We start from the raw sequence: 13,585 nt of genomic DNA, 5'->3' as shown, positions 1-13,585 counted from the left end.
CACAGCGGTCCCAGTCATCTCGGGAAACAGGCAATGCTTCCATTCATCACTCGCCGTACGCTCGGCGCCGTGGTCACCCTCGTGATCATCTCCGCGGTGACCTTCTTCCTCTTCTTCGCGGTGCCCGCCGACCCCGCGAGGCTCGCCTGCGGCAAGGTGTGCCCGCCCGACCTGCTGGAGCAGGCGCGGCGCAACCTGGGACTGGACCAGCCGCTGTTCGCCCAGTTCGTGGCCTGGCTGGCCGGCATCTTCGTCGGCCGCGAGTACGAGGGACTGGGCAGCTGCCCGGCCCCCTGCCTGGGGTACTCGTTCGTCAACCGCGAGCCGGTGTTCGAGACGATCCTGGACCGGCTCCCGGTCACCGTCTCCCTCACCGTCGGCGCCGCGGCCATCTTCCTGGTCTTCGGCGTCCTGACCGGCATCGTCGCCGCGCTGCGCCAGGGCAAGCCGCTGGACAAGATCGCCAGCGTGGCCTCCCTGATCGGCGCCTCCGTGCAGATCTACTTCATCGGCACGCTCGCGCTGTACTTCCTCGTCTACAAGGGCCAGATCCTCGCCCAGCCCAAGTACCTGCCGTTCACCGAGAACCCGATCGCCTGGGCCGGTGGGCTGCTGCTGCCCTGGCTGGTGCTGGCGGTCATCTTCACCGCCAACTACACCCGCATGACGCGCTCGACCATGGTCGAGCAGCTCGGCGAGGACTACGTCCGCACCGCGCGGGCCAAGGGCATGTCCGGCCGGAGCGTGGTGATGAGGTTCGCCCTGCGAGGTACCCTGACCCCCATCATCACCATCTTCGGCGTGGACCTCGGCACGCTGATCGGCGGGGCCATCATCACCGAGACCACCTTCGGCCTGCAGGGGCTCGGGCGCCTCTCGCTCAAGGCGGTGGACACCTCGGACCTGCCCATGCTGATGGGAACGGTGCTCGTGGCGGCCGGGGCGATCGTCTTCTTCAACATCGTCGTCGACGTCCTGTACGCCTTCATCGACCCCCGCGTGCGGCTGGGTTAGGAGTTCTGAAGAAAGTGTCGAACCCGTTCCTCTCGGTCCGTGACCTGACCGTCGACTTCCACACCGAGGACGGCGTCGTCCACGCGGTGGGCGGGCTCTCCTTCGACGTGGAGAAGGGCACCACGCTGGGCATCGTCGGCGAGTCCGGGTCCGGCAAGTCGGTGACCAACCTGACCGTGCTCGGCCTGCACAACCCGGAGACCACGCAGATCGGCGGAGAGATCCGGCTGGACGGCGAGGAGCTGATCGGCGCCTCGCGGTCCACCATGGAGAGGCTGCGCGGCAACAAGGTCGCGATGATCTTCCAGGACCCGCTGACCTCGCTCTCGCCGTACCACACCATCGGCAAGCAGATCTCCGAGGTCTACCGCAAGCACACCGGCGCGAGCCGGGGCGAGGCCAGGGCCCGCGCGATCGAGATGCTGACGCGGGTCGGCATCCCGCAGCCGAGGACCCGGGTCGACGACTACCCCCACCAGTTCTCCGGCGGCATGCGGCAGCGCGCGATGATCGCGATGGCGCTGGTGTGCGACCCCGACCTGCTGATCGCCGACGAGCCCACCACCGCGCTGGACGTGACCGTGCAGGCCCAGATCCTGGACCTGCTCAAGGAGCTCCAGGACCAGGAGGGCACCTCGATCATCCTGATCACCCACGACCTCGGCGTGGTCGCCAACACCGCGCACGAGGTGCTGGTGATGTACGCCGGGCGGGCGGTGGAGCGCGGCACCGTGCGGGAGGTCCTGCACGAGCCCCGCCACCCCTACACCTGGGGCCTGATGGCCTCCATGCCCCGGCTGAGCGGCCCGGTGGACGTGCCGCTGCGGCCGGTCCGCGGCACCCCGCCCAGCCTGCTCAACGTCCCGCCGGGCTGTCCCTTCCATCCCCGGTGCGACTACAAGGAACTGGCCGGTCCCGAGCTGTGCCGTTCCGAGCGGCCCGAGCTGTCCCCGCACCGCGGCCACGGCGACGCGTGCTACCTGACCCTCGCCCAGAAGCGGGAGATCGTGAAATGACCGAGACGACCGGCGAACCCCGCGGCGAGGCGCTGCTGGAGCTGTCCGGGCTGAAGAAGCACTTCCCGGTGATGGGCGGTGTCGTCTTCAAACGGCAGGTCGGCAAGGTCCACGCGGTGGACGGCATCGACCTGACCGTGCACCGCGGGGAGACGCTCGGCCTGGTCGGCGAGTCCGGCTGCGGCAAGTCCACGGCCGGACGGCTGGCCGCCCGCCTGCTGGAGCCCACCGAGGGCAGCATCCGCTACGCCGGGCGGGAGATCGGGCACGCCGGGCGCAAGGAGCTGAAGCCGATCCGCCCCGAGATCCAGATGATCTTCCAGGACCCGTACTCGTCGCTCAACCCGCGGCACACCGTGGGCACCATCGTCGGCGGCCCGATGGAGATCAACGGCATCGACCCGCCGGGCGGCAGGACCAGGCGCGTCCAGGAGCTCCTGGAGATCGTCGGGCTCAACCCCGAGCACTACAACCGGTTCCCGCACGAGTTCTCCGGCGGCCAGCGCCAGCGCATCGGGGTGGCCCGCGCGCTCGCCCTGAACCCCCGGCTGATCATCGCGGACGAGCCGGTCTCGGCCCTGGACGTCTCCATCCAGGCCCAGGTCGTCAACCTGCTCCAGCAGCTCCAGCGGGACATGGGGATCGCGTTCCTGTTCATCGCGCACGACCTGGCGATCGTGCGGCACTTCTCCCAGCGGGTCGCGGTCATGTACCTCGGCAAGATCGTGGAGATCGCCGACCGCGCCTCCCTGTACGAGCGCCCCCGCCACCCCTACACGCACGCGCTGCTGTCGGCGGTGCCCGAGGTGCTGGAGGACGAGGTGCCGCGCGAGCGCATCCGGCTGGCCGGGGACGTGCCCTCCCCGATCAACCCGCCGTCCGGCTGCCACTTCCGCACCCGCTGCTGGAAGGCCCAGGAGAAGTGCGCGGTCGAGGAGCCCCCGCTGGTCAGGCTGGAGGGCAACGCGGCGGGTCACCTGACCGCCTGCCACTTCCCCGAGCAGCCGACCGTGCACGGCGAGGACGTGGTGCTGGACCCGGCCCTGCAGCCGTGAGCGGATAGCCCTCCGGCCGTCCCGCCCTCCGGGGCGGCGAGGCCTTCGCGAAAGGCCGCCTTCCGACAGGGGAGGCGGCCTTTCGGCGTCACCGGGGTCCTGCGGGCGTCACCGTGGTCTTCCGGACGTTACCCGGGGGCTTGCGGCGTCGCCGGAGGGCCTTGCGGCGTCGCCGGGGGTTCAGTGCCACCGGGGGCTTGCGGCGTCACCGGGGGCCTTGCGGGTGTCCCGGGACGACCGGGGTCAGCGGCCCTTCGCCAGGGAGCGCAGGGCGTCGACCGCGCGGGCCGGGTCCTCGGCGCCGTAGACGGCGTTGCCCGCCACGAACACGTCGGCGCCCGCCTCGGCGCAGCGTTCGATCGTCGTCTCGGAGACGCCGCCGTCCACCTGGAGCCAGACCTGCCCGCCGTGCCGGTCGAGCAGCTCGCGGGTCCGGCGGATCTTGGGCAGGACCACGTCGAGGAACTTCTGCCCGCCGAAACCGGGGTCGACGGTCATCAGCAGCAGCATGTCGAGCTCGCCGAGCAGGTCCTCGTACGGCTCGACCGGGGTGGCCGGGTTGAGCGCCAGGCCGGCCCGGGCGCCGGCGCCGCGGATCTGGCGCAGCGTGCGCACCGGGGCCTTGGCGGCCTCGGCGTGGACGGTGACGCTCCCGGCCCCGGCCTCGGCGTAGGAGGGGGCCCAGCGGTCCGGGTCCTCGATCATGAGGTGGCAGTCGAGCGGCGTCGAGGTCGCCTTGAGCAGGGACTCGACGACCGGCAGCCCGAGGGTCAGGTTGGGCACGAAGTGGTTGTCCATGACGTCCACGTGCAGCCAGTCGGCGTTGGGGACCGCCGCGGCCGCCTCGGCGAGGCGGGCGAAGTCGGCGGACAGGATGCTGGGCGAGATCTGTACGGCCATGATGCGCCGATTCTATGGGTCCCCCGCCTCCCGCTCCGCCCGGGACCCGGCCGGACGCACCCGGCTCCGGCCGGGACCCGGCAGGTCCGTCCCGGTCCGGTTCCGGCACGAGGTCCGGTCCGGTTCCGGCCCGGACCTCGCACGTTCGGCCCGGCTCGGGCTCACCCCGGCGTCGGGCCCGCTCCGGCCGGTCCCGGCGGGGCCGGGTCGCGGGCGCGGCGGGGCCGCTCAGTGACCGCCGCCCGCCAGATTGAGGCCGACGACGCCGCAGAGGATGAGGAGGATCGAAGCGATCTTGAGGGGGGAGGCGTTCTCGCCCAGGAGGATCATGCCCAGCGCGGCGGTGCCGACGGCCCCGATGCCCGTCCAGACGGCGTAGGCCGTCCCCACGTCGAGGCTTCTCAGGGCGAGCGCGAGAAGACCGAAGCTGACGACGGCGGAGACGACGAAGCCCGCGGCCGGCAGCGGTACGGAGAACCCGTCGCTGAGCTTGAGCGAGTAGGCCATGACGACCTCGAACAGACCGGCGACGACGACCAGGACCCAGGCCATGACAGACCCCTTCCGTGAAGGAGCGTCGTCTTCGCTGGCCGGGTACGGCGCGTCTCGTCCGGACGGGCCCCGGTCGGGTCCCGTACCGGCGACAACGGCCGTGGCCCTCCCGGGATTCCCCGGCCGCACCCGGGACCACGGCGGGCCACGATCACGCCGTCCGGCCGGTCCGCTCCTCCGCCGGGACCCGGCGGAGGAGCGACGACGGCTCAGTGACGGCGCACGACGGCGCACGACGGCTCGGCGACGGCTCAGTGACGGCGCAGCAGGGCGAGGAACATCGCGTCGGTGCCGTGCCGGTGCGGCCAGAACCGCGCGTACGGCCCCTCGCCCAGCCCCTCGGTGACCTCGGGAAGGTACGCGCGGGCGTCCAACGCCTCCACGTCGTCGCGGCGGCGCAGCACGTCGCCGACCACTGCGACGGTCTCGGCCAGGTGCGGCGAGCACGTCACGTACGCCACGACGCCACCGGGGCGGACGGCCTCCAGCGCGGAGGTCAGCAGGCCGCGCTGGAGCGCGGTCAGCTCGGGCAGGCTCCGCGGATCGCGGCGCCAGCGGGCCTCGGGGCGCCGGCGCAGCGCGCCCAGGCCGGTGCAGGGGGCGTCCAGCATGACCCGGTCGAAGACCCCGGGCCGCCAGGCGGGCCGGGTCCCGTCCGCGGTGACGACCGCGGCCCGCCGGGTCGTCTGGCGTACCAGCCGCGCCCGGTGGTACTGCAGCTCGTTGGCCAGCAGGTGCGCCCCGCCGCCGAAGGCCACCGGCCCGTCGCCGCCCGTGCCGTCTGTGCCACCTGTGCCGTCTGTGCCGCCGTCCGCCCCCGGATCGGGGGAGGTCGCCGGCAGGCCCGCCTCGTCGCCGTCGGACGCGAGGGCGTCGAGCAGCCCGGCCTTGCCGCCGGGCCCCGCGCACAGGTCGAGCCAGCGGGAGTCGGCACCGCGCACCGGGACCCGGGTCAGGGCCAGCGCGACGAGCTGGCTGGCCTCGTCCTGCACGGCGGCGCGCGACTCGGCCACCGCGAGGATCGACCCGGGATCGCCCTCGGGCAGGTAGGCGGCGTAGCGGGAGTAGCGGGCGGGCTCGGCACCCGCGGCGAGCAGCTCCTCGGTCGAGGAACGGCCCGGTCGGGAGACCAGCGTCACCCGGGGACGCTCGTTGTCCGCGGCGAGCAGGGCGGCCGTCTCGTCGAAGTCGCCGCCCACGGCGTCGCGCAGCGCGTCCACGATCCACCGGGGATGGCTGTGGGCGACCGCCAGATGGCCGACCGGGTCGTCGGCGGGATCGGGGGCCACGATCGGGATCCACTGCTCCAGGGAGCGGGTGGAGACCTTGCGCAGCACGGCGTTGGCGTACTTGGAGGCGCCGATGCCGACCCGCAGCCGGACCAGGTCGACGGTGGTGCCGACGGCGGCGTGCGGGGGCACCCGGGTGCGCAGGAGCTGGTGCACCCCCAGGCGGACGGCGTCGAGCAGCGGCGGGTCCACCTGCTCCGGCGCCCGGTCGCTGCAGGCCGCGATGATCTCGTCGTAGGTGCCCAGGCCGCGCAGGGTGCCGTAGGCCAGCTCGGTGGCCAGGCCCGCGTCGCGCCCGGACAGGCGGCGCTCGCGCAGCAGCGCGGGCATCAGCAGGTTCGCGTACGCGTCCCGCTCGTCGACGGCGCGCATCAGGTCGTAGGCGGTGTTGCGCGCCTCGTCGCGGACCGGCCTGGGCGGTCTGCCACCCCTGCCGCCATCCCTGCCGCGACCCTGGCCCTGGCCCTGGCCCTGGCCCTGCCCTTGACCCTGGCCCTGCGCCTGTCCCTGTCCGGGGCGCCGGGTCCGGCGCCGATCGCCGCCCTGGCCGTGACCGCGTGGCGCGTCACGGCCGTTGCCACCACTGCTCATGATCTTCAGGCCAGCCGATCCTCGTCGGTGAGCCGCACGCCGCGGGCCCACTCCCCCGCCCCCATCGGGCGCTTGCCCTGCGGCTGCACCTCGCCCAGCTCGACCGGGTAGGTCGCGGTGCCGACCAGCACGGAGTTCTTGGACGCCGCGATCCGGCCGGGCTCCAGGCCCGGCGCGTCGGGAACCGGCCGTACCGGGCCGAGCTTGATCCGCAGGTCGCGGAACTCCGTCCACGCGCCCGGCGTGGGGGTGCAGGCCCGGACGAGACGGTCGACCCGCATGGCGGGCGCCGACCAGTCCACCCTGGCGTCCTCCACGTTGATCTTCGGGGCGAGGCTCACCCCCTCGGCGGGCTGCGGTACGGCCTCCAGCTTGCCGTCCTCGATCCCGTCGAGGGTGGCCGCCAGCAGTCCCGCGCCGGACTCGGCGAGCCTGGCCAGCAGCCCGCCCGCGGTGTCGGCGGGGCGGATCTCCTCGGTGAGGACGCCGTAGACCGGGCCCGCGTCCAGCTCCTTGACGATCCGGAAGGTGGTCGCGCCGGTGATGGCGTCGCCGTGCAGCACGGCGTGCTGCACCGGTGCCGCGCCGCGCCAGGCGGGCAGCAGCGAGAAGTGCAGGTTGACCCAGCCGTGCGCGGGGACGTCCAGGGCCGACTGGGGCAGCAGCGCGCCGTAGGCGACCACCGGGCAGCAGTCGGGGGCGAGCTCGCGGAGCCGCTCCAGGAAGGCGGGGTCGCCCGCCTTGGGCGGCTTGAGCACCTCGATGCCCGCCTGCCCGGCGAGCTCGGCGACGGGGCTCGGGTGCACCCTGCGTCCCCGGCCCGCCTGGGCGTCCGGACGGGTGACGACGGCGACGACGTCGTGGCGCGGCGAGTCGATCAGGGCCCGCAGCGCGGGCAGTGCGGTGTCCGGGGTTCCGGCGAAGACCAAACGCAAGGTTCCTACAGAGCCTTCCCTTGGGTGGGGTGCGGGGAGAACTTGAACGCGGGGGCCGACAGGCCGCTCCAGGGAGCCTCGCGGATCGCCTTCATGGCGAGCTTGCGCTGCGCCGCGTCCATCCGGTCGATGAAGAGCACGCCGTCCAGGTGGTCGGTCTCGTGCTGGAAGCAGCGGGCCATCAGGTCGGTGCCCTCCAGGGTCACCGGCTCACCGTGCATGTCGAAACCGGTCGCCACGGCCCGGATCGCGCGGGGGGTGGGAAAGGACAGGCCCGGGAAGGACAGGCAGCCCTCCTCGCCCTCCTCGTCGCACTCGTCCGACAGGTTCAGGTCGGGGTTGATCAGGTGCCCGAGCTGGTCGTCCACGTAGTAGGTGAAGACCCGCAGGCCGACCCCGATCTGCGGTGCCGCTAGCCCGGCCCCGGGGGCGTCCATCATCGTGTCGGTGAGGTCCTTGACGAGCTTGCGCAGTTCCTTGTCGAAGTCCTTGACCGGCTCGGCCGGAGTGCGCAGCACCGGGTCGCCGAAGAGGCGGATCGGCTGGATGGCCAACAGGGGTCTCCTCACGCTTCAGGGGATCACCCCAGTCTAAGGGCGACGGCCGCCCTGCCCGGGCCACCTGGCCGGGTCAGCGGGAGCGGGCCTTCATGGCGGCCTTGCGGGCGGACTTGGCCACCGCGGCGTCGGTGTGCCGGGAGCCCAGCAGGTCCAGGACGGCGATCGTGTCGGGGTGGTCCACCAGGGCCATCTCCTCGACCACGCGCAGCAGGTCCTCGCCGGGTTCGAGCGCGTCGAACTCGCAGATCGCCTCGGAGGCGTCGCCGTTCTCCAGCAGCGAGGCGAGCGAGTCGACGGCCAGCCAGGTGTTGTCGGCGGGCGTGAGCGCGGGCGCGGGCAGGTCCCGGATGTGCAGCCAGGAGGCGGCGTAGCGCCACATGGCGGGCTCCGACAGCGCCTCCCGCAGCGGGGCCTCGGCCTCGGGGCCGAGCTCCTCCAGGATCGTGCCGACCGCTCCGCGTCGCCCGGCCGTGCCCGAGGCGGCGACCTTGACGAGCTCGCGGGCGGCGGCCTCGGGGTGGCGCGACTCCAGCCAGACGGTGACGGCGCTGGGGGCGGCGGCCCCCTTCATGATCGCCTCGACCAGCTCGGCCGCGCCGAGGTCGGCGAAGACCGCGGCCTCGGCGCCCGTCGGCGCGTCGTGGCCCTCCCGCATCAGGTCCTGGCGCACGGCCCACATGCCGAGCGGGGTCAGCCGGGGCCACCCGGCCCGGGACGTCTCGACCAGCCCGCAGTAGGCCAGCAGCTCCAGCGCCGACTCCAGCTGGGCCGGGAGCGCGGCGGCCAGCCCGCGCATCTGGGCCGGCCGGGCCCCGCAGGCCACCTGGTGGGACTGCAGGATGCCCTTGACCAGGGTCGCGGCCGACAGGCCCTCGCGCACCGCGTACAGCGTGGCGAGCATCTCGGCCAGGTGGTCGTCGATCAGCTCGGAGCCGGTCAGGTCGTCGTCGGCACGGTCCAGGACGTCCATGACCACGCCGTCCCAGAACTCCAGCAGCGTCCCGGGCGGCAGGTCCGGCGAGAGCGTCAGCGGGCCGGGCACGACCCGGCCGCGGGCGATGCGGAGCATGCCGGTGTTGACCGCGACCACCCAGAGCAGGTGCAGCCGCGCCGGGCCCGGCAGGCCGAGCTCCTCGCACGGCGCGAACGGGTCGGGCAGCAGGCCCTCGGGGGTCACCGCGCGGGCGCCGGTCCACGCGGCCACCCGCCGGGCGTCGACCACCAGCGGCACCCGGAGCACGGCCTCGGCCAGCTCGGCGTCCGGGGCCAGGTCGACCGGCGGGAAGCTCAGCGCGTCGCCGCGCGCGGCGCAGTCGCAGCGTGGAGCGGTGACGGACTCCTCCAGGACGGCCGCCCGCAGCTCGCGGGGCGCCGCTCCCAGCTCGTCGACCAGCCTGCGGAGCTCGCCGATGTCGAAGACGTTCCCACTGTTCCCGCTCTTTGCCACCCGTGAAACTTACTGCACTCGCGCCTCACGCATACACGGCTCAGCCGATGGCGCGGGAACGTGCCTTGAACGCCGCCTTGCGGGCCGCCTTGGCCGTGTCGCGGTCCCTCAGCGAGCGTCCGAGCAGCTCAAGGACGTCGACGACGTCGGGGTGGTCGACCCGCCACATCTCCTCGATCACCTGCGAGGCGGGGCCGGAGGCCGACATGTTCTCGGCGAACGTCTCGGGGTCCTCCTCGGCCGCGGGCATCGCCAGGGCCAGCATGTCCACGCTCATCCACAGCGCCTCCTGCTGGGTCAGGGCGGGCGCGGACAGGCCGCGCGCGGTCAGCCAGTGGATGGCGTGCGGGCGCAGCTCGGAGTCCTCCAGGAAGGCGCGTACGGCCTCCTCGGCCTCGGGGCCGAGACGGTCGACGATCGTCACCGCGACGCCCCTGGCGGCCGCGGGCGCGCCGGAGACCGAGCCCAGCAGCTCGGTGGCGGCCCGCGCCGGGGTCCTGCCTCCCAGCCAGCCCTCGATGTCGGCCTCGGCCGCCTCGGCGGGCATCCCCGACAGCAGTCCCTCGATGAGCTCGGGCGCGTCGGCGGCGCTCAGGTCGGCCGCCTCGGGCGCCTCGATGCCCAGGTCGGTGTAGAGCTCGCGCAGCCCCCACAGGGCCAGCGGGGTGAGCCGCAGGGTCTCGGTGCCGGGCTCGGCGATCCCGCAGTAGGCCAGCCGCCGTACGGCCTCGGGGACGTCGATCTCGCCCTCGCCCTCCTCGGCCAGGCCGATCTCCTCCAGGTAGTCGCCGACCAGCGGGACCGGCACGGGCGCCTGGAGGCGGTAGAGCATGTCGCACAGGCCGTAGAGCTCCTCGTCGAGCGAGACGTGGCCGGTCACCGCGCCGCCGGTGTCCCTGTCCACGACGAACTCCACGGTCGCGGCCCAGACCTCGAGCGGGTCGAGGTCCTCGCCCTCGAAGATCGTGGTGCCCTCGACCTCGACCAGTCCGGTGTGCACCGCCAGGTCCCACAGCAGGCCCGGGTCGGCCACGGCGAGCTGGGCGGCCGCCTCGGCGGCGTCGCGGACCCGCAGGCGCCCCTTGACGGTCGGGGTGCGGCCCCCGGCGAGCATCCACTGCACCAGCCTGCGCGCGTCGGTCAGCAGCGGCACCCGCGGCACGCTCGCGGCGAGGGTCTCGTGGGGCGCCAGCCGTACCGGGGGCAGCGGCGAGCAGCCGGGGCACTCGCAGTGCTCTACGGCGGGCTCCTCCTGCACCGCCGAGACCGACAGGACCGCGTCCTGTTCCAGGGAGTCGGCGCCCATCGCGCTGAACAGGCTCTTGGCCATGCCGAACCGGGAGGTGTCGGCGAGGGCGATGGGCATCTCGGGTTCGATCCGGTCGAGCACGGCGCGCATCCGGACGGCCATCTTGCCGCCGATCTCCTCGGTGGCGAGCAGGAAGTCGACCAGGGTACGGGCGGCGGCGACCGTCTCGGCGGCGCTCTCCGGAGGGGCGATGACCTTGCGCGGGTAGATGTTGAGCAGCAGTTCCTCGAAGGCGACGGGCGTGAAGTCACCCAGCTCGTTCACGTCCAGATAGTCGCTGGCGTAGTCGCAGAGCAGCCGCACCTCGTCCACGTCAACGTCGAGGCCGTGCGCACGCCCCCACGCGCGCAGGTCGTCTACGGCCCGATTCACCCATTCGATCGACACAGGGGAAAATTAACGGCTTACTGCCAGCACCGCGAATCGGGGAAAAACCTCAAATCACGTCGAGGGGGTCAATGCATACCTTGACCACCTCCGGAGCCTTGCGCGCGGAGCGCACCCCGACGGCCCCTTTCAGGGCCGCCGCGAGCGCCGGTCCGAGGTCCGGCGCGATCCGCACCATGGCGCGTTCCCGCACGTGATCGCCTCTGGAGGAGGTCACGGGGACGGGGCCGAGCACCTGGGCCTCGGGGGGCAGGGTGATCTCCCCGAGCATTTCCCTGACCGCCCCGGGGGATCCGGTGAGCGTCGCCATTTTCACCGCGGGGGGGAAACCGAGTTCTGTCCTGTCGGCCAGTTCCCGCTCGGCGTGGGTGACCGGGTCCCAGCGCAGCAGCGCCTGCACCGAGGGCAGCGAGGAGTCGGCGAGCACGACCAGCTCGGCCGAGGGCCGCAGCAGCGCCGCCGCGTTCATCCACCGCCGCAGCGTCTCCTCGGCGGCCCGCAGGTCGGGACGGCCCAGCAGCGCCCAGCCGTCCAGCAGCACCGCCGCGGCGTACCCGCCCCGGGGCACCGGCTCGGCCCCGGGCGTGGCCACCACCAGGGCCCGGCCCGGCCCGACCGTGGCGAGCACCCCGTCCCTGCCGGAGGTCTTCACCGGCACCGAGGGGAAGGCCCGGCCCAGCTCCTCGGCGGTGCGGCGGGCACCGACCACCTGGGCCCGCACCCGGCCCCCGCCGCAGGAGGGGCAGCGCCAGTCCGCCGCGATCCGGCCGCACCAGCGGCAGTAGGGCGACACGTGACCGGCGCGCAGCGCGAACGGCCCGCCGCAGTGCCCGCAGCGCGCGGGCGCCCGGCAGCTCTGGCAGGCCAGCGCGGGCAGGTACCCCCGCCGGGGGACCTGCACCAGCACCGGACCCGTCTCCAGCCCGGCGCGCAGGGTCCGCCAGGCCAGGCTGGGCAGCCGGGCGGCCCTGGCGGCCTCGTCCCTGGCCAGCTCCGCGTCCTCCCCGGCCGGCCGGACCTTGGGCGCCCTGGCCCGGACCGTGGCGCGCGCCGCGACGACGGGCCCGGCCCAGCCGGCCGCGATGAGCCGGGTGGCCTCCGCCGTGCGGGCGTGACCCCCGATGAGCAGGCCGGCGCGCGCCTGGTGCGCGCGCAGCGCCAGGACCTCCCTGGCGTGCGGGTACGGGGCGAGCCGCTCGGAGTGCAGGTCGTCGCCGTCGTCCCAGACGACCGCCAGCCCCAGGTCGGCGACCGGGGCGAACGCCGCCCCCCTGGTGCCCACGACGACCCGTACCCGGCCCCTGAGCGCGCGCAGCCACCGGCGGTAGCGCTCGGCGGGCCCGAGGTCGGCCGTCAGCGCCACGTGCGCGCCGGGCCCCAGGGCCGCGCTCAGCGCGGCGTCGGCCAGGGTGACGTCCTTCCCGTCGGGAAGGACCACCAGGGCCCCCCTGCCCCCTCGCAGGACCTCCCGTACGGCCACCGCGACCGCCTCCGGCCACTGCGGGCCGTGCTCGGTGGTCCCGGGCAGGGCGGTCCACACTGCCCGGGGCGAGTCCCCCCGGGCCAGCGCCGCCAGGAACGCCTCCCCCTCCCGGTAGTCGGCCCACGGCCCGGGTCCGGCCTCCTCCGGGAGGGCGGGCGCGCCGGTGGGGGCCTCGGCCCGGCCGGTGACCCCGTCCACGCCGGACGCGCCCCGGACCGAGTCCGGGACCGAGTCCGAGGTCGCTCCCGATGCCGATCCCGGAGCAGGGCCCGGGTCGGGGTTCACCGGCGTGGGGCCGGGACGCTCGCCCGGGGCGGGGTCCGGGGACGGTCCGGGAGCTCGTGCCGGATCCGCCCCGGAGTCCGGACCGGATCCCGGTGTGATTTTCGGCCCGGGATGCGTCCCGGGCGTGTCGTGATCTTCGGCCTCCACCCTGGCGTGCCGGGGCGGGACGGCCAGGCGCAGCACGTCGGCCATGGTCCCGGCGTAGCGGTCGGCCACCGCGCGGGCCAGCGCGGCGATCTCCGGGGTGAGCACCTGCTCGGCCGAGACGACCCTCTCCAGGCGGGCCAGCTTGCCCTGGTGGTCGGTGGTCTCCGCGCGTTCCAGCAGGAAGCCGTCGACCAGCTTGCCGGCGAACCGGACCCGGACCCGGCAGCCCGGCACCGCGGTGGCGTCCAGCGGCGCCGGGACGAGGTAGTCGAACGGCCGGTCGAGGTGCGGCAGCGGCGTGTCCACGAGGACCCGCGCGACCGGCGAGGCCGCGGCCAGCTCCGGCACGCCCCGGGTCGCACGGGCCGCGTCGAGCTCCAGCAGGCCCGCGCCGCCCACCGGGACTGCGACCGCCGGGCGCTCGCGTACGGCGTCGAGCGGCAGCAACGCGCCGTCGTCCGCTGTCGGGCCGGCGTAGGTCACCGAGCGCCTGCCGGTCCTTCGGGGTGGGGCACCTGCGGGTCCTTCGGGTGGAGAGGGGAACGCGGGACGATCCCGAATCCTAGTCTCCGGCCGCGCCGGTCAGGTCACGTCGCACGCCCCGCCCTCCTCGCC

Annotated in this window: 11 protein-coding genes and 1 riboswitch; of the genes, 3 read left to right on the top strand and 8 right to left on the bottom strand. The window is 74.2% G+C overall.

All coding sequences use genetic code 11. From position 1 onward, the window contains the following. Positions 1 to 33 precede the first annotated feature (33 nt). Genes ACZ6RT_RS13485 through ACZ6RT_RS13475 form a run of 3 tightly spaced genes read left to right on the top strand, consistent with a single transcriptional unit; the run spans position 34 to position 3,085 of the window. The gene (locus ACZ6RT_RS13485; RefSeq protein WP_399192225.1) at positions 34 to 1,014 is read left to right on the top strand and encodes an ABC transporter permease; all 981 of its coding nucleotides are present in this window, start codon (positions 34 to 36) and stop codon (positions 1,012 to 1,014) included. A 14-nt stretch (positions 1,015 to 1,028) separates the two neighbouring features. Continuing rightward, positions 1,029 to 2,030, top strand: coding sequence for an ABC transporter ATP-binding protein (locus ACZ6RT_RS13480; protein ID WP_399192227.1), 1,002 nt, complete (start codon positions 1,029 to 1,031; stop codon positions 2,028 to 2,030). Continuing rightward, positions 2,027 to 3,085, top strand: coding sequence for an ABC transporter ATP-binding protein (locus ACZ6RT_RS13475; protein ID WP_399192229.1), 1,059 nt, complete (start codon positions 2,027 to 2,029; stop codon positions 3,083 to 3,085). The genes ACZ6RT_RS13480 and ACZ6RT_RS13475 overlap by 4 nt, the downstream gene beginning before the upstream one ends. 243 nt (positions 3,086 to 3,328) lie before the next feature. Here the strand turns inward: ACZ6RT_RS13475 and rpe are convergent, their stop codons facing one another. The 8 genes from rpe to ACZ6RT_RS13435 form a co-directional block, all read right to left on the bottom strand. Beyond that, a complete protein-coding gene (gene rpe / locus ACZ6RT_RS13470; RefSeq protein WP_399192231.1) occupies positions 3,329 to 3,985 on the bottom strand; it encodes a ribulose-phosphate 3-epimerase in 657 nt (218 codons plus the stop codon). Between the two features lie 228 nt (positions 3,986 to 4,213). Further along, the gene (locus tag ACZ6RT_RS13465) at positions 4,214 to 4,537 is read right to left on the bottom strand and encodes a DMT family transporter (RefSeq protein WP_399192233.1); all 324 of its coding nucleotides are present in this window, start codon (positions 4,535 to 4,537) and stop codon (positions 4,214 to 4,216) included. Between the two features lie 19 nt (positions 4,538 to 4,556). Continuing rightward, positions 4,557 to 4,622, bottom strand: a riboswitch (guanidine-III (ykkC-III) riboswitch). A 166-nt stretch (positions 4,623 to 4,788) separates the two neighbouring features. Continuing rightward, complete coding sequence (locus tag ACZ6RT_RS13460) at positions 4,789 to 6,417, bottom strand: RsmB/NOP family class I SAM-dependent RNA methyltransferase (protein ID WP_470153635.1); 1,629 nt, start codon at positions 6,415 to 6,417, stop codon at positions 4,789 to 4,791. A gap of 5 nt (positions 6,418 to 6,422) precedes the next feature. Then, a complete protein-coding gene (gene fmt / locus ACZ6RT_RS13455; protein ID WP_470153633.1) occupies positions 6,423 to 7,352 on the bottom strand; it encodes a methionyl-tRNA formyltransferase in 930 nt (309 codons plus the stop codon). A 5-nt stretch (positions 7,353 to 7,357) separates the two neighbouring features. Further along, a complete protein-coding gene (gene def, locus ACZ6RT_RS13450; RefSeq protein ID WP_344896674.1) occupies positions 7,358 to 7,906 on the bottom strand; it encodes a peptide deformylase in 549 nt (182 codons plus the stop codon). 76 nt (positions 7,907 to 7,982) lie between these two features. Then, the gene (locus ACZ6RT_RS13445) at positions 7,983 to 9,359 is read right to left on the bottom strand and encodes a hypothetical protein (protein WP_399192240.1); all 1,377 of its coding nucleotides are present in this window, start codon (positions 9,357 to 9,359) and stop codon (positions 7,983 to 7,985) included. 40 nt (positions 9,360 to 9,399) lie between these two features. Continuing rightward, a complete protein-coding gene (locus ACZ6RT_RS13440) occupies positions 9,400 to 11,040 on the bottom strand; it encodes a hypothetical protein (protein ID WP_399192242.1) in 1,641 nt (546 codons plus the stop codon). A gap of 64 nt (positions 11,041 to 11,104) precedes the next feature. Continuing rightward, a complete protein-coding gene (locus tag ACZ6RT_RS13435) occupies positions 11,105 to 13,453 on the bottom strand; it encodes a primosomal protein N' (protein WP_470153631.1) in 2,349 nt (782 codons plus the stop codon). Positions 13,454 to 13,585 lie beyond the last annotated feature (132 nt).

This window comes from Streptosporangium sp. NPDC050148 (genome assembly GCF_055586505.1).
Note: the sequence above shows the minus strand (reverse complement) of the source record. Positions and strands in the feature narration are given on the sequence as shown.